Source organism: Calditerricola yamamurae (assembly GCF_054654135.1).
Genome location: NZ_BAAIFH010000006.1, coordinates 304,021 through 326,237, shown reverse-complemented (window position 1 = coordinate 326,237; position 22,217 = coordinate 304,021). Strand labels below are relative to the sequence as shown.

At 66.6% G+C, this 22,217-nt stretch carries 25 protein-coding genes; 3 read left to right on the top strand and 22 right to left on the bottom strand.

Annotated features, from left to right (window positions below; all coding sequences use genetic code 11):
* Window position 1: 1 nt before the first annotated feature.
* The 4 genes from ACYQ0Z_RS07970 to ACYQ0Z_RS07955 all read right to left on the bottom strand — a co-directional run bounded on the left by ACYQ0Z_RS07970 (window position 2) and on the right by ACYQ0Z_RS07955 (window position 3,374).
* Complete coding sequence (locus tag ACYQ0Z_RS07970) at window positions 2–1,018, bottom strand: 5-oxoprolinase subunit C family protein (protein ID WP_459866429.1); 1,017 nt, start codon at window positions 1,016–1,018, stop codon at window positions 2–4.
* The gene (pxpB, locus tag ACYQ0Z_RS07965) at window positions 1,015–1,821 is read right to left on the bottom strand and encodes a 5-oxoprolinase subunit PxpB (RefSeq protein WP_459866426.1); all 807 of its coding nucleotides are present in this window, start codon (window positions 1,819–1,821) and stop codon (window positions 1,015–1,017) included. The genes ACYQ0Z_RS07970 and pxpB overlap by 4 nt, the downstream gene beginning before the upstream one ends.
* A gap of 14 nt (window positions 1,822–1,835) precedes the next feature.
* Window positions 1,836–2,606, bottom strand: a complete 771-nt coding sequence (locus ACYQ0Z_RS07960; RefSeq protein WP_459866423.1) for an IclR family transcriptional regulator — start codon at window positions 2,604–2,606, stop codon at window positions 1,836–1,838.
* Between the two features lie 201 nt (window positions 2,607–2,807).
* Window positions 2,808–3,374, bottom strand: a complete 567-nt coding sequence (locus tag ACYQ0Z_RS07955; protein WP_459866420.1) for a TlpA family protein disulfide reductase — start codon at window positions 3,372–3,374, stop codon at window positions 2,808–2,810.
* A 241-nt stretch (window positions 3,375–3,615) separates the two neighbouring features.
* Between ACYQ0Z_RS07955 and ACYQ0Z_RS07950 the strand changes: the two genes are divergently transcribed.
* Window positions 3,616–4,149 carry a low molecular weight protein-tyrosine-phosphatase gene (locus ACYQ0Z_RS07950; protein ID WP_459866417.1) on the top strand — a complete coding sequence of 178 codons (534 nt, stop codon included), beginning with the start codon at window positions 3,616–3,618 and terminating at the stop codon, window positions 4,147–4,149.
* A complete protein-coding gene (locus tag ACYQ0Z_RS07945) occupies window positions 4,146–5,078 on the top strand; it encodes a fructosamine kinase family protein (protein WP_459866414.1) in 933 nt (310 codons plus the stop codon). The genes ACYQ0Z_RS07950 and ACYQ0Z_RS07945 overlap by 4 nt, the downstream gene beginning before the upstream one ends.
* 81 nt (window positions 5,079–5,159) lie before the next feature.
* Here ACYQ0Z_RS07945 and ACYQ0Z_RS07940 read toward each other — a convergent pair whose 3' ends face one another.
* The 8 genes from ACYQ0Z_RS07940 to ACYQ0Z_RS07905 form a co-directional block, all read right to left on the bottom strand.
* Window positions 5,160–5,885: a DnaD domain protein gene (locus ACYQ0Z_RS07940; RefSeq protein ID WP_459866411.1), complete on the bottom strand. Its 726-nt coding sequence runs from the start codon at window positions 5,883–5,885 to the stop codon at window positions 5,160–5,162.
* Window positions 5,886–5,920: 35 nt separating this feature from the next.
* Window positions 5,921–7,255, bottom strand: coding sequence for an asparagine--tRNA ligase (asnS, locus tag ACYQ0Z_RS07935; protein ID WP_459866408.1), 1,335 nt, complete (start codon window positions 7,253–7,255; stop codon window positions 5,921–5,923).
* A 125-nt stretch (window positions 7,256–7,380) separates the two neighbouring features.
* Entirely contained in the window at window positions 7,381–8,562 is a 1,182-nt protein-coding gene (locus tag ACYQ0Z_RS07930) for a pyridoxal phosphate-dependent aminotransferase (RefSeq protein ID WP_459866405.1), read from the bottom strand.
* A gap of 69 nt (window positions 8,563–8,631) precedes the next feature.
* Window positions 8,632–10,128, bottom strand: coding sequence for an AAA family ATPase (locus tag ACYQ0Z_RS07925; RefSeq protein WP_459866402.1), 1,497 nt, complete (start codon window positions 10,126–10,128; stop codon window positions 8,632–8,634).
* Window positions 10,125–10,658, bottom strand: coding sequence for a hypothetical protein (locus tag ACYQ0Z_RS07920; RefSeq protein WP_459866399.1), 534 nt, complete (start codon window positions 10,656–10,658; stop codon window positions 10,125–10,127). The genes ACYQ0Z_RS07925 and ACYQ0Z_RS07920 overlap by 4 nt, the downstream gene beginning before the upstream one ends.
* A 125-nt stretch (window positions 10,659–10,783) precedes the next feature.
* Window positions 10,784–11,272, bottom strand: a complete 489-nt coding sequence (locus tag ACYQ0Z_RS07915) for a cell wall elongation regulator TseB-like domain-containing protein (protein WP_459866396.1) — start codon at window positions 11,270–11,272, stop codon at window positions 10,784–10,786.
* 25 nt (window positions 11,273–11,297) lie between these two features.
* Window positions 11,298–12,083, bottom strand: coding sequence for a hypothetical protein (locus tag ACYQ0Z_RS07910; protein WP_459866393.1), 786 nt, complete (start codon window positions 12,081–12,083; stop codon window positions 11,298–11,300).
* 14 nt (window positions 12,084–12,097) lie between these two features.
* Window positions 12,098–12,268: a YpmA family protein gene (locus ACYQ0Z_RS07905; protein ID WP_083463080.1), complete on the bottom strand. Its 171-nt coding sequence runs from the start codon at window positions 12,266–12,268 to the stop codon at window positions 12,098–12,100.
* A 135-nt stretch (window positions 12,269–12,403) separates the two neighbouring features.
* On the opposite strand from ACYQ0Z_RS07905, the gene ACYQ0Z_RS07900 reads away from it, so the two are divergent.
* A complete protein-coding gene (locus ACYQ0Z_RS07900; protein ID WP_459866390.1) occupies window positions 12,404–12,562 on the top strand; it encodes a hypothetical protein in 159 nt (52 codons plus the stop codon).
* Between the two features lie 93 nt (window positions 12,563–12,655).
* Here the strand turns inward: ACYQ0Z_RS07900 and ACYQ0Z_RS07895 are convergent, their stop codons facing one another.
* The 10 genes from ACYQ0Z_RS07895 to panB all read right to left on the bottom strand — a co-directional run bounded on the left by ACYQ0Z_RS07895 (window position 12,656) and on the right by panB (window position 22,208).
* Window positions 12,656–13,969: an amidohydrolase gene (locus ACYQ0Z_RS07895; protein ID WP_459866387.1), complete on the bottom strand. Its 1,314-nt coding sequence runs from the start codon at window positions 13,967–13,969 to the stop codon at window positions 12,656–12,658.
* Window positions 13,970–14,111: 142 nt separating this feature from the next.
* Window positions 14,112–15,047: a non-homologous end-joining DNA ligase gene (gene ligD / locus ACYQ0Z_RS07890; protein ID WP_459866384.1), complete on the bottom strand. Its 936-nt coding sequence runs from the start codon at window positions 15,045–15,047 to the stop codon at window positions 14,112–14,114.
* On the bottom strand, window positions 15,044–16,033 hold the full coding sequence (locus tag ACYQ0Z_RS07885) for an ATP-dependent DNA ligase (RefSeq protein ID WP_459866381.1): 990 nt from the start codon (window positions 16,031–16,033) through the stop codon (window positions 15,044–15,046). The genes ligD and ACYQ0Z_RS07885 overlap by 4 nt, the downstream gene beginning before the upstream one ends.
* On the bottom strand, window positions 16,030–16,851 hold the full coding sequence (gene ku / locus ACYQ0Z_RS07880) for a non-homologous end joining protein Ku (RefSeq protein ID WP_459866378.1): 822 nt from the start codon (window positions 16,849–16,851) through the stop codon (window positions 16,030–16,032). The genes ACYQ0Z_RS07885 and ku overlap by 4 nt, the downstream gene beginning before the upstream one ends.
* 67 nt (window positions 16,852–16,918) lie before the next feature.
* Window positions 16,919–17,539 carry a redox-sensing transcriptional repressor Rex gene (locus ACYQ0Z_RS07875; RefSeq protein ID WP_459866375.1) on the bottom strand — a complete coding sequence of 207 codons (621 nt, stop codon included), beginning with the start codon at window positions 17,537–17,539 and terminating at the stop codon, window positions 16,919–16,921.
* 37 nt (window positions 17,540–17,576) lie between these two features.
* Window positions 17,577–18,485, bottom strand: a complete 909-nt coding sequence (locus ACYQ0Z_RS07870) for a ComEC/Rec2 family competence protein (RefSeq protein ID WP_459866372.1) — start codon at window positions 18,483–18,485, stop codon at window positions 17,577–17,579.
* Window positions 18,486–18,544: 59 nt separating this feature from the next.
* Window positions 18,545–20,026, bottom strand: coding sequence for a tetratricopeptide repeat protein (locus tag ACYQ0Z_RS07865; protein WP_459866369.1), 1,482 nt, complete (start codon window positions 20,024–20,026; stop codon window positions 18,545–18,547).
* A gap of 83 nt (window positions 20,027–20,109) precedes the next feature.
* A complete protein-coding gene (gene panD, locus ACYQ0Z_RS07860; RefSeq protein WP_459866366.1) occupies window positions 20,110–20,493 on the bottom strand; it encodes an aspartate 1-decarboxylase in 384 nt (127 codons plus the stop codon).
* A gap of 21 nt (window positions 20,494–20,514) precedes the next feature.
* Window positions 20,515–21,366, bottom strand: coding sequence for a pantoate--beta-alanine ligase (panC, locus tag ACYQ0Z_RS07855; RefSeq protein WP_459866363.1), 852 nt, complete (start codon window positions 21,364–21,366; stop codon window positions 20,515–20,517).
* Window positions 21,363–22,208 (bottom strand): 3-methyl-2-oxobutanoate hydroxymethyltransferase, encoded by an 846-nt coding sequence (gene panB, locus ACYQ0Z_RS07850; protein ID WP_459866360.1) that lies wholly within the window; start codon window positions 22,206–22,208, stop codon window positions 21,363–21,365. The genes panC and panB overlap by 4 nt, the downstream gene beginning before the upstream one ends.
* Window positions 22,209–22,217 lie beyond the last annotated feature (9 nt).

Here is a 22,217-nt window from a genome sequence, read left to right as displayed (position 1 = left end):
CTTACAACGGGCATTCCGCCAGCCGCCACGCAATGGCCGCCCGGAGCCGCCGAAGTAGCTGCTCGCGCTGGACCAGCAGCGCCTGGGCCTCGCCCATGGACACCTCGCGGAAGCGGACAATGGCCCCCGGCGGCGTTTGGGCCAGCACGGGCAGGTCGACGGTGGCCACACAGGCGATCCGCGGGTAGCCGCCGGCGGTTTGCCGGTCGGCGAGGAGCACGATGGGCTGGCCGTCGGGCGGCACCTGGACTGTGCCGGTGCTCACCCCTTCGGACACGAGTTCGATCGGCTCCCGCAGCGCCAGGGTCGGGCCGGCCAGGCGATAGCCCATGCGGTCCGATTGCGGCGTAACGCGAAAGGGACGCGTAAAGAAGGCCGCCTGCGCCTCGGGGGAAAACGCGTCGAACTCGGGGCCGCGCAGGGCGCGCACCGTCGGCGGGGCCGCGTAGGCGGGATAGGCGCGGGGGCTGACGCGCCACGTCACCGACGCCAGCGGGCGGCGGCCGAGCCGGCCGGACAGGGCAGCCATCAGGTGATGGGCCAGGGGCGTGGGGACGCCCGCGGGCAGCCGGTCTCTTTCCCGCAAGGCGCGGCCGCCTATGCCCCCCAGGCCGGCGCGCCGATCGGTGCTGCGGCTGCCGAGGACGCTGGGCACGTCCCACCCGCCGGCGACGGCCAAGTAGGACCGCACGCCCCAACGCGGCCGTCCGAAGGCGAGCACGCTTCCCCGCCGCACCAGCACCGGTCGCCACTGCGGCAGGGGCATGCCGTCCACCGTCGGCGAAAGGTCGGCACCGCAGACGGCGATGAGCGCGTCCGCGTCAAAGCGCAGGCGCGGGCCCTGCAGGGTGATCTCCAGGGCAGCGGCATCCTCGCTGTTTCCCACCAGCGCATTGGCCACGCGCAGGGCCACGGGATCCATTGCCCCGCCCACCGGGACGCCAAAGCGCTGCCAACCGGGCCGGCCGAGGTCCTGCACAGTGGTGAGCAGGCCGGGGCGCAGCACCGTGACCGTCATGCCGTTGCACCTGCCGGACCGGTTTCGGTTTCATGGGCATGCACCGTACCATCGTCCGGGTTTGCCCTTTCGGCAAGGGTGTCGGCCTCCGGCCAGGCAGCAAACGCCTCTGCGGAGATGGGCCGGAAGCGCACCCGGTCGCCGACGCGGAGCAGGCAGGGCGGGTCGCGGTCGGGCTGAAACAGCCGGATGGGCGTGCGGCCGATGATCTGCCACCCGCCCGGGGTTTCCATGGGATAGATGCCCGTTTGGGCCCCGGCGATGCCTACCGAGCCTGCCGGCACGGAAGCGCGCGGCGTGCCGCGACGGGGAACGCGGATCGGTTCGGGCACCGTTCCCAGGTACGGAAAGCCGGGCGCAAAACCGATCAGGTACACCCGGTACGTCGTCCCGGCGTGCAGGCTCACCACCTCCTCCGGGGCCAGGCCGCAGGCGGCGGCCACCGCCTCGAGATCCGGACCGTGTTCGCCGCCATAGCAAACGGGGATCTCCACTGTGCGCGCCGCCGCTTCCGTCCCCTCCCCCACCGCGTCCAGCAGCGCGGAAAGCCGCGCGCGGACGGCGTCGTAGGGCGTCGGCGCGGCAGCGGAGACGGGCACGGCGCACGGGTCGTAGTGCACGGTCACCGATGCGTACGCCGGAACGGCCTCCACACACCCGGGAAAGGGGTGGCGCGTCAGGTATTCGGCCAGGGCGAGGGCGCGACGATGTACGGCGGGATCGACGGTGCTGCCGAAGCGGACCAGCACGGCCGTGTCGCCCAGCGGCAGGATGACGGGCGTTGCGTGCTCGGGAGTTGCCATGGTGCCCCCTCCTTTCAGCCGCCTTGCCATCCGAGCCGACGGGAAATGTCGGCGGCGGCGCGTTTGACCTTGTCGATCAGCCCGGGCAAGGCGTCCGGCGCATAGTGGGCCTCTGGTCCCGCCACGCTGAGCCCGGCCACCACCTGGCCCGTGTGGTCAAACACCGGGGCGGCCACCGCCGACGAGCCGGTTTCCAGCTCGGAATGGCTGACGGTGTATCCGCATTGGCGTGTTTCCCGTAACACGGCGCGCAGGCGCTGGGGGTCGGTGATCGTGCCGGCACCGATGGGCGTGAGGGTCACGTGGTGGAGGTAGCGCTCCTGTTCGCTTTCCGGCAGATACGCCAGCAGGATGCGCGGACAGGCCCCGGCGTAGAGCGGGGCGCGGCGGCCGATGCGCGTGTACACGCGCACGGGGTGAAGCGCCTCCACCTTCTCGATGTAAATGGCCTCCGTTCCGTCGCGTACCACCAGGTTGACCGCGTCGCCCACCTCGTCGCGCAGCGCCTGCATGACGGGAAGGGCCACACGGCGCAGGTCGAGGCGTTCGGCCACAAGCCATCCGAACTCCAGAAACCGCAGGCCAAGGCGATATGCCCCGCCTGCATCGCGGGTGAGAAAGCCCATGTCCACCAGGGCGCTGACCATGCGGAAGACGGTGGTCTTGGGGAGACCCGACCGTGCGGTAATTTCCGAAAGGGACAGTTGTTCGTGATCCCGGAACAGATCGAGCACCCGCATCGCCCGCACCAGCGTGACGTTCTTCGACGTGACGTTTTCCGGCATGCCTTACCTCCCCCGCTGATCGGCGGATGTGCGCGATTGTTCCGAAATTCGGAATGAGCGTTCCGAATATGAATATTCTTTCGCCTATCGTACCGCGTTTCCCCGAAATCCGCAAGGGCTTGTCGCCCCTTCACCGTCCGGGACAAAAAAGGCGGAGCCCGGCCGCCTCGTGGCAGCCCGGTTCCGCCTCACGAACGTCCTTCACTCTCCCAGTGCCCGCTTGACGCGCCGTTCCATCTCCGCGTAGGGCACGACACCGAGCACCACGTCGACAATGATGCCGTCCGAATTGACGTAGAACGTGGTGGGCACGGCCTGCACCGCATACCGGTTCGCCACCGAACCCTTCTCGTCCAGGAGGACGGGCAAGGAAAACCCGTGAGCCCGAACGAACGTATGCACATCCTCCAGGTCGTCGGTGTCGGTCAGGTTGACGGCGTAAAAATCCACCCGGTTCTTGTACGTTTCGTAGAGCTTGACCAGATCGGGCGCTTCTCGCGCGCACGGCCCGCACCACGACGCCCAGAAATTGATAACCGCCGGCCTACCCCCCGTCGGGAAGACGCTTTCCTGGCCCTCGAGGGTCGGAAGCCGAAACGCCGGCGCACGAAAACCGATGGCCGGCTTTTCCTCTGCCGTGGCGGTTCCGGATGGCGTCGCGTGGGAAGGCGGACCGGACGAAGCCTCCTCCTCCGGCGGGGTGGCGCTCTGGTAGACGGCGAAGGCGGCCATGACCAGCAACAGGCCGACGACAAGCGCGGTGCGCATGGAAACCCCTCCTTTGCCGGTGCCCGATGCTTGGGGCGCCGAACGCGGTTCGTCTTGTCCCATTATAGCCCGGAAACGCGAGATCGATGTGGAAACCGCCGGTACCAGGGGCACGTACCCGGAGCCGGCATGGTACAATATCGGGCGGGTGCCTATCGGGGTCCTCGAGGCCCCCGATGGTGTTGGCTGACCGCACGGGTTGGCTGGCGTGCTCGATCCTGCATACGGGAGGGATGGACGCATGATCCGCGTGCTGTTCGTTTGCCTGGGCAACATCTGCCGCTCGCCGATGGCCGAGGCGGTATTCCGTCACATGGTGAAGGAAGCGGGGCTTGACGGCGTGGTGGAGGTCGATTCGGCCGGTACCGGCCACTGGCACGTGGGTGAGCCGCCCCACGAAGGGACGCGGCGCGTTCTCGACCAAAACGGCATCGACTGGCGGGGCATCCGCGCCCGACAGGTGGTACCGGACGACGCCGAGCGCTTCGACTACATCGTGGCCATGGACGCGGAGAACCAGGGGGAGGTGGTCCGCATGCTGGATCTCCATCGTCCCGGGCGGACCAAGCAGCCGCAGGTGTTTCGCCTGCTCGACCTGGTGCCGGACGCCCCTGTGGCCGACGTTCCCGATCCGTACTACACCGGCAACTTCGACGAGGTGTATGAGCTGATCCACGCCGGCTGCGCGGCGCTTTTGGAGCGCATCCGCCGCGACCTCGCCCTGCAGTCGCCGGGTGACGGGGATGCGGCGGGCCGGAGGGGGAACCGGCCGTGACGCTCCCGGCCGCGCTGGTCGCCGCTGTTTGCAATGCCCTCGCGGACACCGTCGGCCCCGCGGCCGATGTGCGCGTGGTGCCCGTTGGGGGCGGGGACATCTGCCGCGCGGCGAAGGTGAAGGTCGAGCGCCGCACCTTCTTTCTCAAATGGCGACCCGACGCCCCGCCGCACTTCTTCGCCGCCGAAGCGAAAGGCCTGGCGCGCTTGGCCGACGCCCACCGGGATACCGGCGTCGGCGTGCCCCGCGTCCTCGCGGTTGGCAACGGGGAAGGGGACGCCCCGCCGTTCCTGCTTCTCGAGTGGATCGAGCGGGAACCGAACCATGCTGAAGCGGCTGTTGCACTGGGAGAGGGGCTGGCGCGCCAGCACCGCGTGTGCGGCTCCGCCTACGGCTGGGACGGGGGCAGCTTTCTCGGGCCGCTTCCCTTCCCCGCGGGGTGGCGTCCAGACTGGCCGACCTATTACCGCGACCTGCGCCTCGCTCCCCTCGTGGCCGAAGCGGACCGGCGGGGGCTTCTAAATGCCGAGCGCGCCGCCCGCCTGCGCAAGCTGCTCGATCGCCTCGAGGATTGGCTGGCGCATCGCCCCGACCCGGCGTTGCTTCACGGCGACCTGTGGGGCGGAAACTGGATGGTCGGGTTCCCGGTCTCACCGGGTGGCGACGAAGCGAACCGGCAGTCCCGCCCGTATCTGATCGATCCGGCCGCTTTCTACGGCGATCCGGAACTGGACCTGGCGATGACGGAGCTCTTCGGCGGCTTTCCGCCGGCCTTCTACGCCGCATACCGGCGCGTGCGCCCGGTTGATCCGGGGTATCCGGACCGCCGTCCCCTGTACCAGCTCTATTACCTCCTCGCCCATCTCGTGCTGTTCGGAGAAGGGTACGGCACGGCCGTCGACCGCATCCTGCGGCGGTACGTGGGCTGATCCGACCAAAGTAAAACGCCCTCGGCCGCGTCGAGACCGAAGGCGCCGAGTTCAGCATGACACGCCGCCGGGGGCGGCATGTCATTTCGCGCTGACGGGATCCTCTTCCAACCAGTTGTAAAAGGTAAAGGGCTCTTCCTCCTCCGTCTTCTGCGTCGGCGTGTGCAGCGGCGACCGCTTTTCCTTCCGTTCACGGAAGCGCTGGGCGTAGGCGCGGGCTTCTGCCGCCGTACGGATGCCGTTTTTGTGCCACTCCAGGAGGATGCGGTCGATGTACCGGAAGTTGCGCTTTCCGCAGTACACCGCCTCGCGCAGGGCGGCCCGCACCAGCTCTTCGCTGTAACCGTCCTCTTCCAGCCACAGGGTGATGGCCTCGCATTCGAGGGGCGACAAGGGGCGGCCGAATTCCTTCTCAAACAGGCTGTAGAGATCGGTGGGCTCGTTTTGCGGGAGGCGGAGGGCCTCCCGCTGTTCCTCAGCCCACAGTTCGGCAAGCCGGCGATACAGCGGCGAGAGGTCAAAGCGTTCCATGGGCAGCCCCTGCTCGTCGGTCCCCTCTTCCACCGCCAGCACCCCCTGCTGGACGAGACGCTGCACCATCGACAGGATCTGCGTGGCGTCGGCCGACATGCGCGCTTCCAGCTCCCGCACCGAGGGAAACGCTTTTCCTTCGGCACGGAAGGCAATCAGGTGGATCAGAAACATCATTTCGTCGTCGCGAATGCCCAGCTTGCTGTAGTACCGGAGCAGCGCGTGCGGCAGGACGGTGACCGGCTCCTGCCACAGGCGGGCGACCCACGCGTCCACAGCTCTCCCCTCCGGTATTCGTTGGCGGTTCTCACTTACGGGTGCAGCCGGTACAGCATGCGCGGGAACGGGATGGCCTCGCGCACGTGCTCAAGGCCGCAGATCCAGGCAATGGTCCGCTCCATGCCTAGGCCAAACCCGGAATGGGGCACAGTTCCGTAGCGGCGCAGGTCAAGGTACCAGCCGTAGGCCTCCATGGACAGGCCGTGCTCGGCAAAGCGCTGCTTGAGAAGTTCCGGATCGTGGATGCGCTGGCTGCCGCCGATGATTTCGCCGTAGCCTTCGGGGGCGATCAGGTCGGCGCACAGCACCACCTCGGGGCGGTTGGGGTCCGGCTGCATGTAGAAGGCCTTGATCTTCGCCGGGTAGTGGGTGATGAACACCGGCTTGTCGTGGGCTTCGGCGAGGGCCGTCTCCTCCGGCGCGCCGAAGTCCTCGCCCCACTCAATGGCATGGCCCTGCTTCTGCAGGAAGGCGATGGCCTCATCGTATGTCATGCGCGGGAACGGCGGGACCACCTTCTCCAGCTTCGCCGTGTCCCGGCCTAACGTGGCCAACTCCCGGGCGCAGTTTTTCAGCACCGACTGGACGATGTGGGACACGAGCTGCTCCTGAATCTCCAGATTTTCCTCGTGCTCCACGAAGGCCGCCTCCGGTTCCAGCATCCAGAACTCGATCAGGTGGCGGCGGGTTTTCGACTTTTCGGCGCGGAACGTGGGGCCCAGGGTGTAGACGCGGCCTAGGGCCATGGCTCCTGCCTCGGCATAGAGCTGGCCGCTCTGCGACAGGTACGCGTCTTCGTCGAAGTACTTGGTGTGAAACAGCGTCGTTGTGCCCTCGGCCGAGGTGGGCGTGAGGATGGGCGCGTCCATGCGCACAAAGCCGTGCTGGTTCAGCCATTCCTGGGCGGCGCGGAAGACCTCGGCCCGGATGCGCAAGATGGCGTTTTGGCGCGGCGTGCGGATCCACAGATGGCGGTGGTCCATCAAAAAGTCAACGCCGTGCTCCTTCAGGGCGATCGGGTACGGCTCGGCGATCTGAATGATGCGGATATCCTGGACGGCCAACTCGTATCCGCCGGGCGCGCGCGCGTCCTCCCGCACCGTGCCCGTTACGTACAGGGAGCTCTCCTGGGTCAGGCGGTTGGCCGCTTCCCACACCGATTCGGGAACCTCGTTTTTGACCAGAACGCCTTGGATAACGCCCGTTCCGTCACGCAGCTGCAAAAACTGGATCTTGCCGCTGGAGCGTTTGTTGTAAAGCCAGCACCCGATGGTGACGGCTTGTCCGACGTGGCGGCTTACCTGCGAGATCGTTGCCTTCACCTGTGTTCCCTCCGCTTCTGGCGTATCCCAAAAGCCGTTACCCATTATACTGAACGGCCCGTTTGACCGTCAAACGACGGCGCCGGTTGCCCAAAACGCAACCACCGGGGCCCCGATCGGGGTGGCCCCGGTGGTGGCCCGGTCGTTCGCCGGATGGCTCCGACCGGCAATTATCCGGAATGCCGCGCGACAAACCGCTTGATGCGGGCGACGGCTTCCTGGAGCGCCTCGAGCGATGTGGCGTAGGAGATGCGGATGTGGTGCGGGCATCCGAAGCCCGAACCCGGCACGACGGCCACCTTCTCCTCCTCCAGGAGCGCCTCGGCCCACGCGTCGGCATCGGCGAAGCCGCCCGCTTCGCACGCCTCGCGCACGTTGGCGAAGGCGTAAAAGGCGCCGGCCGGCCACCGGCAGGTGATGCCGGAGATCTCGTTGAGCGCCGGGATGAGCCAGTCGCGCCGCTGGCGGAAGGCCCGCTTCATTTCCTCGAGGGCGTCCTGCGGCCCGGTGATCGCCTCCAGCGCGGCGTACTGGGCCGGCGTGGTCGGGTTGGAGGTGCTGTGGGATGACAGGTTGTTCATCGCGCGGATCACCTCGCGCGGCCCGGCGGCGTACCCGATACGCCAGCCGGTCATCGAGTAGGGCTTGGAGACGCCGTTGACGGTGATCGTCCGCGCGTACACTTCGGGGCCGAGGGAGGCGATGGAAACGTGCTCGCCGTCATAGATCAGCTTTTCATAGATCTCGTCGGAGATGATCCAGATGTCGCGGCGAACGCACACCTCGGCCAACGCGGCCAGCTCGTCCCGCGTATACACAGCCCCCGTCGGGTTGGAGGGCGAGTTGAGGATCACGGCCCGCGTGCGGTCGGTGATGGCCGCCTCGAGCTGTTCGGGGGTGATCTTGAACCCGTTTTCCTCCTTTCCTTCCACGAACACGGGCACCCCCTCGGCCAGCTTCACCTGTTCCGGGTAGCTGACCCAGTACGGAATGGGAACGATCACTTCATCCCCCGGGTCGACCAGTACCTGGAAGATATTGTACAGGGCGTGCTTGGCCCCGACGGTGACCGTCACCTGGTCCGGTGTGTAGGTGAGGCCGTTGTCCGCGCGCAACTTTTCGGCGATGGCCTTGCGCAACTCGGGGATACCGGATGCCGCCGTGTACTTGGTGTGTCCGGCGCGCATGGCCCGCTCTGCCGCGACGATGATGTGTTCGGGCGTGTTGAAGTCCGGCTCCCCCGCGCCGAGGCCGATCACGTCGTGCCCCTGGGCGCGCAGTTCCTTGGCCTTAGCCGTGATGGCCAGCGTTGGGGACGGCGAGAGGGCTTGAACCCGCTTGGCCAGACGCATACCGCCAACCTCCTGCGTATACCGTGTTTCTTACAACAAACGCAACACAGCAAGCCGTGGATTTCCCCACTAGCTTACCATGTTGCGCGGCGAATGGGAAGTGAGGATTGTCCGCAAACGCGCGCCGTCGAGCCATTCCTCGTCGAGCAGGATTTGCGCGCCCTTGCGCAGTGCGTCGCGACGTTCCTCCAGCAGCGCGCGCGTGCGCGCCCACAGGTGGCGCACAATGGCCTCGTGCTCCCGCTGCAGGGCCGCTTTGTCCGCCGTTTCCCGATCGACCAGCCCTAAATCGGACAAGCCATGATCGATGATCTGGCGCACCATCTCCTGCACCTGGTCAAAATCGCCCCGCGCGCCGGTGCTGTACTCTCCGAACTCCAGCTCCTCGGCCACCGCCCCGGCGAGGGCGACCATGATGCGCGCCTCCAGCTGGGACCGCGTGTACAGGTACCGGTCGTCGGGTGGCGTCTGGCGCACATATCCGAGGGCCTGGCCGCGCGGCGCCAGCGCCACCTGGGCCACGGAACCCGGCCGCAACGCCTCGCTCACCAGGGCGTGGCCCATCTCGTGAACCGCCACGCGTTCCTTCTCCTCGCGGCTGGCCTCGCGGTCGAGCACCTCGCCCATCATCACCTTATCCACGGCTTTGGCAAAGTGGGCACGCGTGATGACGGGGCTGTCCTCGCGCAGGGCGTAGATGGCTGCCTCGTTGGCCACACTTTCCAGCTGGGCGCCGGAGAAGCCGAAGGTGTCCTTGGCCAGCTGGACCAGGTCCACATCGTCGGCCAACGGCTTGTTTCGTGTGTGGAGGCGAAGGATGGCCTCCCGGGCGCGGCGGTCGGGCAGCGGTACGGCGATGTGGCGGTCAAACCGCCCCGGTCGGAGGAGGGCCGGATCGAGCATGTCTAGGCGGTTCGTCGCCGCGATCACGAGGATGCGCGGGTTTTCGTTCGCGTTCAGCCCATCCATTTCGGTAAGCAGCTGGTTCAGCGTCTGGTCGTATTCGCGATTGAGGCCGCCTTCGCGCTTGCCGCCGATGGCGTCGATCTCGTCAATGAAGATGATCCCGCTCGTTTTCCTGCGCGCGTTGGCTTGGGCACGCACCTGGCGAAACAGCTCGCGCACGCGCTGCGCGCCGACGCCAACATACATTTGGATAAAATCGGATCCCGAGGCGGCGACGAAGACGGAGTCGGTGTAGGCGGCCGCCGCTTTGGCCAGCAGCGTCTTCCCCGTCCCCGGCGGACCGTACAGCAGGATGCCCTTGAGGGGCCGGATCCCGTAGCGCTGCGCCTTCTCGGGGTCGCGCAGAAACTCCAGTGCCTCCATCAGTTCGCGCTTGGCGTGCTCCTGCCCGCCGATCTGGTCAAACGCAAAATCGGTCGCTTCACAGGCCCGCGCGAACGACGCATCCCGGCGCGGGAAGGGCATCCCCTGCGCGCGCGCCAGGAACACAAATGCCCCGGCGAGGACCAGCACGAGGAGAGCGGGCCACACGCGGGAGCCGATGGTTACCAGGAAGAGTCCGGCGCCCAGGGCCGCTCCGAACAGCACGTCTCTTTTCACGTTCTGACCTCCCTTCGCCCCGGTGCCTCGCCGTACGGAACCACAAGAACCAGCTCCTCGTCGTCCCGTTTGAGCGCGATGTACAGCCGGCGTTCATCCAAAAAGACGTCGCTGCGGTCGAGGCGGTACCGCCCTTTCCACGCTGCCGCGACGGACGGGATGCGCGTGTATTCGCCTTTCTCTAGCGCTTCCAGCACGGCAAAGGATTCGCGATACCAAATCTCTTCCAGCGGCGACGGCTTGTTCTCGACGCGGATGAGCACCTCGCGCCCGCCTGCGGCTTTCGTCAGCGTCTGGTCCAGCTGGTGAAAGGTGCGGGCTGCATTGGCATCGGGGTCAAGCTGCACGTCCACGACAACGGCCGACGGGGTGACGTTCACGCCGGTCACATGGATATGGGGAACGCCCGCCAGCGCCTGACGGATGGGCGCTTCCACGGCCAACCGCTCGTAGCCGAACCACCCGGTCAGGAGGAGGGCAAACGTTGCGAACAGGGAAACAAGCACGACGATCGGTCGGGTTGGTTTCACGGTTTCTCCCCCTTCTCTTTTTCCTGAATGGGGCGGAACGTTTTCATAATCCAAGTATAACAAACACCAAATAGAATCTGATTATAATATTCCTGTCAATAAAGGCAAAAATAAATAAAGACGGCTTACGAAGCCGTCTTCAGCAAGCGATAGGTTTTGAGCAGTGCCCCGGTATAGAAGTCGAAGTAGGCGTAATGCTGGCGACCGGCCGCGTCGACATAAGCGGCTTCCCACACCGGGCGCCCCTCCTCGATGCCCGACACGATGCGCCCGACGCGGGCCTTCGGGTCCTGGGCCAGAACCTGCGCCCGGATGTGCTCGCGGCTCACCCCTGCGGCAATGCGCTCGGCATGTACCGGGCCTTCCCCGTCGCGTCGCACCCAGGCCACCCACGCGTTCCCGTTCCGGTCTGTGCCGTAGAGGGCCAGGAACGCCTGGCGGCCGTGAAAGCGCTCCACGTGCGACACGCGCACCAGCGGCGTGGCCTGGCCCACCTTCTGCAACAGTGCGGGCGTCACCCCTTCGTGGGCCTCAGCCGCCAGCGTGCGGTAGAGGGAGACGACGTGCCAACTCACCAGAACCATAAGCGCCACCAGCGTGGCGACAACGGCCATGCCCCTTGTGCTCACGGCAGCGGATTCAACCCTCCAAAAACCGGTATCCCAGCACGTGCTGCAGCGGGTGCGGTTGATCCTCGAACCGAACGATCACGAGCAATGCAGCCACCCGCGCGGTGCGGGTCCACGCCGAGGATGTACGTGACGCGGGCGCGGCCTTCCACTTCCTCAAGGACACCGCGGTCATGGAAGGCGGGTCCCAGCGCGCGGCGACGAGCGCCGCCACGGCGGGCGGCGGCACGTCCACGCGCATCGCCGGCACGGCGGATCCGCTGGTCTGCATGTCGTGCGTCGGCGTTGCCCGGTCGAGGTATCGGCGCACCAAGCTCAGGTGGTCGCGCGGTGAAAACAGGCCGTGCAGTGCAGGCGGAACGGCCACATCCCGTCCGTTGACGCGCAGCGTCAGAATCCCGCCGCGGGACACCAGATGATACGTCTGGGATTGCAGGCGGCCCGTGATCGTCCAATCCCGGCCGGTCACCGTGCCCACGAAATAGCGCGCCGGGTCGCCGTTCCCCACGGGGGAAACCGGCTTGTCTTCGCCGAGGATGACTTTCAACACAAAGCGGTACGGCTGCGGGTCGGTGAGGGCGCGATCCACCGCTGCGACCAGTCGGGCACGTTCGTCCTGGCCGAACGTTTGCGCGTCCGTTCGGGCGTCGGGGCCCGCCGGAGCGCATCCGGCGCCGAGCAGGAACAGGAGCATGAGCATCGTACCAACCGACCAGCGCATCGCCGCCACCTCCCGGCCCGCAGCAGGACCAAGGGAATCGGGCACGACCGGTGATGCGGCGTGCGGGAGCCGCATCGCGGCGTTTCCCGTCACGTCCGGTAGATGGTGAACACCATTTTGTCCGGATCCTGCCGATCCTTGGCCAAGCCGAACATCAGGTCTTGCTCTTTGAGCGTGCGGTTCAGCACGTCGACGATTTTGTACAAGTCCTCGCTCGCCTGCACCTTCACCGTTGCCAGGACTTCCAGCTTGCTCTCCATCGCCCTTTCCCTCTCGTTCCATCAATATGCCAAGCGCCCAAGGCGTATGCGGGGTGCCGCGGTGAAAAGTGACACACATCGCCGCCCCCACCGCACCTCATACTATTCCTAGGCGTACCGAAGGAGGTGTCTCCCGTGTACGCACCCTCCCCTCCGGTGCCGGATGTCTCCCGCCTCGTGTTCTCCCTCGATGAGCGCCACCCTTCGTGGGTGCACCTGGAATCGCCGTACCGTCAGCCCAACCCCATCCCCTTTCGCAACTTGCACCTGTCCGACTGGCTGTCCTTGTCGTGACGCCCAGACCGTTGTTCCATAACCGCTTCCCCCTGCCCTCCCTGAACCCCGGCTTGTCCGGGGTCTTTTCTGCGATCGGGCACGTCCGGGCGGTTAGAACAGCGTCCGGCCCGTCAGTTCGGTCGCCAGGCGGGCGGCTTCGTAGCGGACGCGTTCCTCGTCAATTGTCACGCACATCCCGTCTTCCACCACCAGCCGCCCGTCCACGTACACCCGCCGCACGTCCGCCGAGCGGGCGGCGTACACCACGTGGGAAACCGGGTCATAGTGCGGATGCCAATGCGGTTCCCGGGCGTCCAGGAGGACGAGGTCCGCCCGCTTGCCCACCTCCAGCGATCCAATCCGGTCGCGCTGGAAAACGGCATCGGCGCCGTAGATCGTTGCCATCTTCAGCGCCTCCACCGCCGGCACGGCCAGCGGATCTTGGGTATGCCCCTTGTGGATCAAGGCGGCCAGGCGCATCTCCTCAAAGAGGTCCAGATTGTTGTTGCTGGCGGCGCTATCGGTCCCCAGCGACACGGTTACCCCGCTGGCCAGCAGTTTGGGCACCGGGGCGATGCCGCTGGCCAGCTTGAGGTTGGAGCCCGGATTGTGGGACACCTTAACATCGTACTCGGCCAGAACGGCGATTTCCTCGTCGGTCAGATGCACGGCATGGGCAACGAGGGTCGGCCGGTCGAAGACGCCGAGCCGGCGGAGGTGTTCCACGGGACGCACGCCGTAGTCGCGGACGTTCTGCTCCACCTCGCGCGCCGTTTCGGACAGGTGGATATGCACCGGCACGTCCAGCTCCGCGGCGGCGTCGACGATTTCCCGGATGTAGTCGGGCGGGCACGTGTATGGGGCATGCGGGGCCATCATCGTGGTGATGCGCCCCCCCGCCGCGCCGCGATACGTGCGGGCGAAGGCTTTGGCCTCTTCCAGCTTGGCCACCTGCACCTCGCGGGGGCACAGGCCGATCACGCCGCGGCACAGGACAGCGCGGATGCCCGTCTCCTCCACGTTGCGGGCCACCTCGTCCATGTGGTCGTACATATCGACAAAGGTGGTCGTTCCCGTTTTCAGCATCTCGGCGATGGCCAGGAGGCTCCCCCAGCGCACATGCTCGGCGGTAAAGCGCGCTTCGAGGGGCCACATCTTCTCCTCGAGCCACGCCTGAAGCGGCAGGTCGTCGGCGTAGCCGCGGAGGAGGGCCATCGCCGCGTGGCCGTGGGTGTTGATGAGGCCGGGCAGCACCACGCCGCCGCGGCCGTCGATGGCCTCGTCGTAGGCCGCGCGCGCCTCCTCGTCGGGGGTGGGCCCGACATACGTGATGACGCCGTCCTCGAAGGCCACGGCGCCGTCCTTGATTACGTCGAAGGCGGCATTGGCCGTGATGACCGTGACTCCATAGATGATGGTGTTCACCGCGGATCCCCTTTCCCCTTGACATGCATTCCTATTTAACCAGAGCCTCGCGGGACGGTCAAGCCGCCGCCCGGCTTTCCGGCCCGGCGGTACAGGTTCGGCGGCCGTGCCCGGTCGCGCGTTTGCGGCGTGCGCCCAACGGTTACCGGTCAACAGGGTGCCGCCGGAGAAAATCGAGGATGGCGTCGAGGGCGGCGCGTCCGGCGGCTGCCGTCACCGGGGCAAAGAGGTCGCCCATTTGGCGGAGCCGCGCGGGCACGGTTTGGATCGTAAAATCGGCGGGCTGGGCGCCGCGCGCCAGCTCCTCCCACGTCACGGGCGCCGACACCATGGCCCTCGTCCGACCACGCGGCGAATACGGCGCAGGCAAGGTGCGGCTGGGTCCGTGCTGGAGGTAGTCAACATAAACCTTGGTGCCGCGATCGCGGACGCGCCGTTCGACGGTAACGAGGCGCGGGTATCGCTCGGCGAGGTAATGGGCCAAAAAGGCGGCCACCTGTCGCGTCTCGGCGTAGGTGTATCGGCGCTGGAGGGGGATGTATACCGCGAGACCGGTGGCTCCCGATGTCTTGACGTACGTCGGGAGGCCCAGGCGATCGGTCTCCTCCTTGAGGCGGAATGCCGTCTCGACCACGGCGGAAAATCCGGGGACGGAAGGGTCGAGATCAAAAGCCAGCTCCAGCGGGTATTCGGGGTCGTCCACTTCGTGGAAGGACACGTGAAATTCCAGGGCCGCCTGGTTGCCGAGCCAAAGAAGCGTACGGAGGTCATTGAGCAGGATGGCGTTTACACTGCCCACCCTCCGGCGCGGGATCCAGGGGGGCGCGAAGACCGGCGCATTCTTCTGGTAGAAGGATTTGCCGTGAATGCCGTCGGGATAGCGGATTACCGTGAGAGCGCGGTTGCGCGTGTAGGCCAGCAGGGGTTGGGCCACGGCGTAGAGGTATGCCAGGTAGTCCCGCTTCGTGACCCCGACCTCCGGCCACAGCAGCTTGTCCGGATTGGTCAGCGTCAGGCCGGCCAGCTCGGCGGCCGACGCCGGCGGTGCACCGCCGGAGGGCATGCGGTTGCCGTTCATGGTTTCTCCCCGTCCCGCAACCCGTCGGGCGGCGTGGCGAGAAATCCCACCAGCTTGGGGTGGCGCAGGCGGCCGTCGGGCGTCTTTTCGCGGTATTGCACGCGGGCGGCAAGATACGGGAGAAGCCAGCGCAGCTGCTCCCCGCGCTGGCGGTCCACTGCCCCGCGGAAGGGTGGACGTTCGGAGACAAGGTGGGCCGTTCCGGCGGCCAGGAGCCGCCGCTCTTCTTCCGAGAGTCCGGATGCCACGCGGCCGACGTACGTCCACGTGCCATCGCCGGAGCGCTCGGCGAGAAGCACGGAACGGACGCGGCCCGCCCATTCGGCCAGGCCGACGATTGCAAAGACCCCTTCGCGGCAGGCCTTCACCTTTAGCCAGTCGCCGTGCGTTTTCCCCGGCACGTAGCGGCCCTGGCGACGCTTGGCCACCACCCCTTCCTCGCCCTGCGCGAGCACGCGGTTCCACAGCGCCTCACCGTCCCTTACGGTTTCCACCGCAAACAGAGCTTGGGAGTTTACCGGAATAAGATTATGTAAATATTCCTGGCGCGCCTCCCACGCCTCGGCAAACAGCACCGTCTCGCCGTCGCGCAGGCAGTCGAACACCGCGTAGCACGCCGGCCATGTGCGGGCGTACTGTTGCGCTGCCGCCGCGTCGCGGACCCGGATGCGGCGCACCACATCGGAGAAGGAGGATCGGCCCGCGTGATCGAGCACAATCGCTTCGCCGTCAAGCCAGCGGCGCCGGTTCCCCAACGGCTTGAGGGCCGCCACCAGCTCGGGAAAGGCGACGGTCACGTCCCGCCCGTTTTTGGACCACAAGCGGACGCCGTCGGGCCCCACATCCGCCACCAGGCGCACGCCGTCCCATTTGACCTGAAACGCGTAGGACGGATCGCGCGGCAACGCCGGGCTCAAGATCGGCTCCATGGGGGCAAAGGGCATCACCGAACCCGAGGGGGACCGCTTCGACCCGCGTGCCGTCATCCGGTCGCCTTCTTTCGGCGGCGGGGTGTGCGTTTTGCCGGGGCGGCCTCCTTTGCGGTGGCCTCCAGCGACGCTTGCAGCGCCGCCATCAGGTCGACTACCGGGGCCGGGCGCGGGGTTGGGGCCGTCTTGACCTCTTCTCCTTCGATCTTCTTGGCGATCCGCTCGCGCAGGGCCTCGCGGTATGTGTCGGTATACTTCTCCGGTTCAAAGGGGGCCGACAGGTTTTCCACCAGTTGAACGGCCATACGCACTTCCTTCTCGTCCAGATCGGTCTCAACCGGCAAATTGGGCACGAGCCGAATGCTGCGCACCTCATCCGGATAAAAGAGCGTCTCGAGCATCAGCCCGTCGGCAATGGCGCGCACGGCGCACAGCGACGACTTGGCGCGCAGCGTGACGCGGGCGATGGCGATTTTCCCCGTTTCCGCCATGGCGCGCCGCAGGAGGGCGTAGGCTTTCTCCCCATTTTCTCCCGGCGAAAGGTAGTAGGACTTGTGAAAGTAAACGGGGTCGATTTCGGACAGGTCGACAAAATCCAGGATCTCGATCGCTTTGCGCGCTTCGGGCTGCACAGCGTTCCAGTCATCCTCGGTGAGCACGACGAACTTGCCCGGCTCGTACTCGTAACCGCGCACGATGTCGTCCCACGAGACATCCTGGTTGCAGTGGGGGCAGCGGCGTACGTATTCGATGGGCGTGTGACACGCCTTGTGCAGGTAGCGAAAGCGGATGTCCTTCTCTTCTGTGGCCGCGAACAGGCGCACGGGAATGTTGACCAGCCCGAAGCTGATGGACCCTTTCCATACCGTATGCACGCGCGTCACCTCTCACCCGTAGTCTCGGAGGGGATCGCGCGCGCTATGCGGAAACGAAACTGGAAACTTAGGGCAGATAATAGGCCAAGCTGTGCAGCTCCAGGGTCACGTCGGCGTGGTGCACCCGCACCCCTTCCCTGACGCGCAGGTTGATCGGCGCGAAATTGAGGATGGCCTCCACCCCGGCTTCCACCAACCGATCCGCCACGGCCTGTGCGGTATAGGCCGGTACGGCAATGATGCCGATGCGGATGCCCTTCGCCTTGACCGTTTCCGGCAGTTCCTCGATGGGTTGGATACGCAGTGCGCCGATCTCCTGGCCGATCTTGGCCGGATCGTTGTCAAACACAGCCACAATGCGCATATTGTCCTGGCGGTACATGGTGTAATGGCACAGGGCGTGGCCGAGATGGCCGGCACCAACCAGGCAAAGGGGAATCGGCCGGTCCAGTTTTAAAATCTGGCGGATCTTTTCGATGAGATACGGGACTTCATAGCCCACGCCTTTGCGTCCAAATTCGCCGAAATAAGCCAGGTCTTTGCGGATTTGCGCCGGATTCATGCCCAGTTTTTCGCCCAGCTCCTGCGAGGATACGGTTTTGATGCCCAGGCTGTCCAGATAGGTCAGGTAGCGCAAGTAGACAGGCAGGCGTCGGATCACAGCGTCGGAGATCTTGGACGTTTTCAACCCGGCGGTTCCTCCTTTGTTGCGAATCCCGTATCACCTACCGTGTTTTCTCCTTTTCCAGAGACAATTCCTGCTGTCCGGCACGCAGACCGACAAGGACAACCTGATACTGGAGTCCGTCGGTGATGACCGCAACCGAACCGTGGCGGGACGGCTGGTAGATGTCGGCCCACGAGTCCGACAAGCGCTCCAGCACCTCCTCCCGCCCGAAGTCCCCCTCCTCGCCCCGGGAAAACACAATGGCCACCTCGGGGTCCACCGCGGCCAGGAAGTCGGGGTGCGACCCTTGCGCGCTGCCGCAGTCGCTCACCTTGAGGACCGCGGACCGCAGATCGGGATTGGCGGCGAGGATGGCCGCTTCCGCTTCGGCGTTGATCGAGCCGGTGAACAGAAAGCGCACGTCGCCGTAGGCAAGGCGGAACACCAGGGCGTTATTTTGGGGGGAGAGGGACAGCGGGGGGCGGGGATGAAGCGCGGTCAGGATGGTGCCGCGGTTGAGGTGCAGGCGTTGCCCGGCGGTGAGGGCCACGAGGCGGATCCCTTCGGGGATGCGCGGCGGCAGGACCACCTGGCGTGTCAGGGCGGGAAACACCAGCGCTTCGACGGGGTAGGCGTCGAGGACCGCTTGGGCATTCCCGGCGGCTTCGGGCATGTCGCTGGAGAGGATCAGCCAATCGAGGCGACGGACCCCCGCCTCCTCGAGCAGGGCAAAGAGGCGTGCCCGCGCCTCGGCCGCCCCCGTATCAACCAGGGCCGTCTCGCCGCTGGACCACTGGAGGAGCGTCGCCTCGCCCTGCCCGATGGCCAAAAAGGTAACCTTCAGCCCCGTCCAGTCCACCGTCGGCTTGGCGGCGGGCCGCGGCGGCGAGGCGGCCGGCAAGGCCCACCCGCCGACCAACCACCCGATGGTCACCAGCACCACCACGATGCGTGCCACCGTCCTCACGCGCGACACCCCCTGCAGATGGTCCCGTTGCCGTCCTCTGCCGGCGGACCGGAGCGGCATTATGCCGGCGGCGTGGCAGGTGGCGGGGCCGAAGCGTGCACGGAAGCGAGGTACTGTTCCCATGCGCGGCGGGCCCCGGGGACGTCGTGATTGAGGAGGTGGGCCAGGCCCTGGTACACATAGCCTTCCACCAGCGCCGGATTGAGGGCCACGGCCCGGTCGAAGCAGCGGGCGGCCTCGGCAAAGGCGCCGTCGGTAAGGGCGAGATGCCCCGCGTGGTAGAACCCCAGGGCCTGTGCCGTCCTCGTGGGCTGGACCCGCAACTTTTCGCACAGCACGCGCGCCTTCTTGCGCTCGCCGCGGCGCGCGAGCAGGATCACCAGCGTGGACAGGCCCAGTACGTGGTCGGGGTGGCGGTCGAGGATGCCGCGGACGACACGCTCGGCTTCCCGGTCGTCACCGCCGTGCAGGAGCACCCAGGCGTACGAAAACTGGTGGTCGGGATGGCGCCCCAGCGACAGGGCTTTGCGGAGATAGCCCATTCCCTCCGGGCGGCCGGCCAGCCACAGCGTCCATCCTAGCCCGTGGAGGGCCTCGGCGTCTTTCCGGTTGTAGGCCAGCGCTGCGCGGTAGCAGTCGGCCGCCGCGCCATACCACCCGTTGGCTTCGAGGCAGGCGGCCACCTGCTTGAGCACCGCGGGCGGCGACTGGCCGGCCAGGAGCCGCGACCAGAGCCGTTCCGCGTCTTCCCGTCTTCCCGCGCGCAGGTAGGCCCGCAGGAGCAACACGGCGGCGTCCCAATCGCGCGGGTTCTCCTCCACGAGCGGATGCAGCAAGGCGATGGCTTCCGCGGGGGAACCGGAGTGCAGCAAGGCGGTGGCCAAGTTGTAGCGGACAACGGGCGTGTTCTGGCAGCGCAGGGCTTCACGGAAGCAGTCCCGCGCCTCCTGGAATTGTCCGCGCATGCCGGCCAGACAGCCCAGGCCGTTCCAGCTCGCCGCCCGCACCGTGGCGTCCGGCGCCTGGAGGAGTTCTGTAAACCGTTCGGCCGCTTCGGCCCACGCGCCGTTGTATAAAAGCGTGCAAGCCAGGAAGAGGCGGATCACGGCCTCACCGGGGTGCTCGGCGACGGCGCGGCGAAAACACACTTCCGCCTTGTCGAACATGAACAGATTGAAATAGCCGAGGCCCTGGCGAAACCACGGCGGCTCTCCGGCGGCCGTCTCCGGGGAACCACTTGAGGGGGGCGTGGCGGAAGGAGGCGCATCTCCCGCCTTTTCCGCATGCGGAAGCGCGGCGGTCGGGGGTGACGCGTCTGCCTCCTTCGCCGCGGGCGCGGCCGATCCGCGCATGGATCCCTCGAACAAGCACAGCGCCTCTTCCACCTCAAGCCACCGGTCTATGACGCGGTCGTGAAGCGCGCGCAGCGCGGCCAGGTCCTCCGCCAGCCGGGCCCGCGTGGCCGGGTCGCCGGTTGCCCACGCCTGCTCGATGCGCGCCAGGGACTCGAGCATGGCGTCGAAAAACGCGTCCAACAGCAAAACGGCCCACCTCCCGGAACCCTTCTTGTTCACAGTCTTTGCCCGGGAAGGGGACACCATGCGCCGGTGAGGACGTGCGGGCATCACCTGACCATGGCGTGTTCCTCGGCACCGAGCAGCTCGACGATGCGGTTGCCCTCGCCCATGATGGCAATGCGCGGGCGGTGGCGGAGGGCTTCCTCGTCGGTCATGAGGGCATAGGAGATGATGATGATGACGTCTCCGGGCTGGACCAGGCGGGCCGCCGCGCCGTTCAGGCAGATGACGCCGCTGCCGCGCGGGCCGGGAATCACGTACGTCTCAAAGCGCGCACCGTTGTGGTTGTTCACCACCTGGACTTTTTCGTTGGGCAGGATGTCCACCGCGTCGAGGATGTCCGCGTCGATGGTGATGCTCCCGACGTAGTTGAGGTTGGCCTCCGTCACCGTGGCGCGATGGATTTTTGCCTTCATCATCGTGCGAAACATCGGCGTTCCCCCTTTCGTCCCTCAGTCGAGGGTGACGAGCGCGTTGTCAATAAGGCGCGTGCGGCCGAAGCGCACGGCCACGGCGATCAGCACCTGTTCCCCCGGGACGCCCCGCGGCGGAACGAGATCGGGATAGGCCAGGATGTCGACGTAGTCAATGTCCGCCAGCGGCTTTTGCGCGATCCGCTCGCGCACGCCGCGTTTGAGGGCCTCCCAGTCGCGCACGCCGCTGGCCACGGCGTCCTTTGCCCACTGCAGGCTTTCGTACAGCACGACGGCCTGGCGGCGCTCCTCCGCCGACAGGTACACGTTGCGCGAGCTCATGGCGAGCCCGTCCGCCTCGCGCACAATGGGGCACGGCACGATGGTGACCGGAATGTTCAGGTCGCGCACCATCCGCGAAACGACCGCCACCTGCTGCGCGTCCTTCAGCCCGAAGAAGGCGTAGTCGGGCTGGACGATATTGAACAGCTTGAGCACCACCGTCGCCACGCCGTCGAAGTGACCGGGGCGGGACGCGCCGCACAGGGGGGCGCTCAAGTCAGCCACGTGTACCTTTGTCTTGATCGGCTCGGGATACATCTCCGCCACGTCGGGAGCAAACAGCAGGTCCACTCCCCGCTGGCGCGCCAACCGCTCATCCCGCTCCAGGTCGCGCGGGTAGCGGTCGTAGTCCTCGTTCGGACCAAATTGCAGCGGGTTGACGAAGATGCTCATCACGACGTAGTCGGTCATCTCCCGCGCGCGGTCGACGAGGGAAAGGTGCCCTTCGTGCAGGTAGCCCATCGTCGGGACAAAACCGATCCGTTTTCCCGCTTCCCGCGCCCGTTGCACCGCGGCGCGGACTTCGTCAATCCGCTTGACTACCTTCATTGCACCGTCTCCCCGTACAGGCGTTCCAGCACGCCGTCGGCCATGGCAAAGGTGTGCTCCGGTCCGGGGAAGGCCCGCCGCCGCACCTCGTCGGCGTAGCGCTCCACCGCAGCCCGGATCGTTTGGCCGATATCGGCATACTGTTTGACAAACTTCGGTTTCAAGTCGCTGGCAAAGCCCACAAGGTCGTGAAACACCAGCACCTGCCCGTCACACGACGCTCCGGCGCCGATGCCGATCGTCGGCACGGAGACCTTCTCCGTCACCAGATGCGCCAGGGCCTCGGGCACGCATTCTAAGACGATGGCAAAAACGCCGGCTTCCTCCAGCCGCTTGGCGTCCTCGACGATCTTGCGCGCCGAGGCGACGTCCTTTCCCTGTACCTTGTAGCCGCCGAGCTGGTGCACGGCTTGCGGGGTGAGGCCCAGGTGCCCCATCACGGGAATGCCGGCCTGCACGCAGGCGCGCACGGCGGGCAGGATTTCCTCCCCGCCCTCCATCTTCACCGCGTGGGCGTGGCCTTCCTGAATCAGGCGGCCAGCATTCTTCAGCGTCTCCTCGCGGGTGCCGTGGTACGTCAGAAACGGCATATCGGCGACGATGAGGGCGCGCTTGGCACCCCGGGCCACGGCCCGCGTGTGGTGGACGATGTCGTCCAGCGTGACCGGTATGGTCGAGTCATAGCCCAGCACGACCATGCCCAGCGAGTCGCCGACCAGGATGACGTCCACGCCAGCTTCGTCCACGAGCTTCGCCGAGGGGTAATCGTAGGCCGTCACCATGACGATCGGCCGCCTCTCCTGCTTAAGCGCTTTCAATGTGTGAATGGTGATCCTGCTCACGGTGCAACG

Coding starts and splice junctions, on each gene's coding strand:
- ACYQ0Z_RS07970 (WP_459866429.1), bottom strand. CDS start 1,018: ATGACGGTCACGGTGCTGCGCCCCGGCCTGCTCACCACTGTGCAGGAC.
- pxpB (WP_459866426.1), bottom strand. CDS start 1,821: ATGGCAACTCCCGAGCACGCAACGCCCGTCATCCTGCCGCTGGGCGAC.
- ACYQ0Z_RS07960 (WP_459866423.1), bottom strand. CDS start 2,606: ATGCCGGAAAACGTCACGTCGAAGAACGTCACGCTGGTGCGGGCGATG.
- ACYQ0Z_RS07955 (WP_459866420.1), bottom strand. CDS start 3,374: ATGCGCACCGCGCTTGTCGTCGGCCTGTTGCTGGTCATGGCCGCCTTC.
- ACYQ0Z_RS07950 (WP_459866417.1), top strand. CDS start 3,616: ATGATCCGCGTGCTGTTCGTTTGCCTGGGCAACATCTGCCGCTCGCCG.
- asnS (WP_459866408.1), bottom strand. CDS start 7,255: ATGGGTAACGGCTTTTGGGATACGCCAGAAGCGGAGGGAACACAGGTG.
- ACYQ0Z_RS07930 (WP_459866405.1), bottom strand. CDS start 8,562: ATGCGTCTGGCCAAGCGGGTTCAAGCCCTCTCGCCGTCCCCAACGCTG.
- ACYQ0Z_RS07915 (WP_459866396.1), bottom strand. CDS start 11,272: ATGGCCGTTGTCGCCACGCTGGTGGCGCTTATGGTTCTGGTGAGTTGG.
- ACYQ0Z_RS07910 (WP_459866393.1), bottom strand. CDS start 12,083: ATGCGGCTCCCGCACGCCGCATCACCGGTCGTGCCCGATTCCCTTGGT.
- ACYQ0Z_RS07905 (WP_083463080.1), bottom strand. CDS start 12,268: ATGGAGAGCAAGCTGGAAGTCCTGGCAACGGTGAAGGTGCAGGCGAGC.
- ligD (WP_459866384.1), bottom strand. CDS start 15,047: ATGAACGGCAACCGCATGCCCTCCGGCGGTGCACCGCCGGCGTCGGCC.
- ACYQ0Z_RS07885 (WP_459866381.1), bottom strand. CDS start 16,033: ATGACGGCACGCGGGTCGAAGCGGTCCCCCTCGGGTTCGGTGATGCCC.
- panD (WP_459866366.1), bottom strand. CDS start 20,493: ATGTTTCGCACGATGATGAAGGCAAAAATCCATCGCGCCACGGTGACG.
- panC (WP_459866363.1), bottom strand. CDS start 21,366: ATGAAGGTAGTCAAGCGGATTGACGAAGTCCGCGCCGCGGTGCAACGG.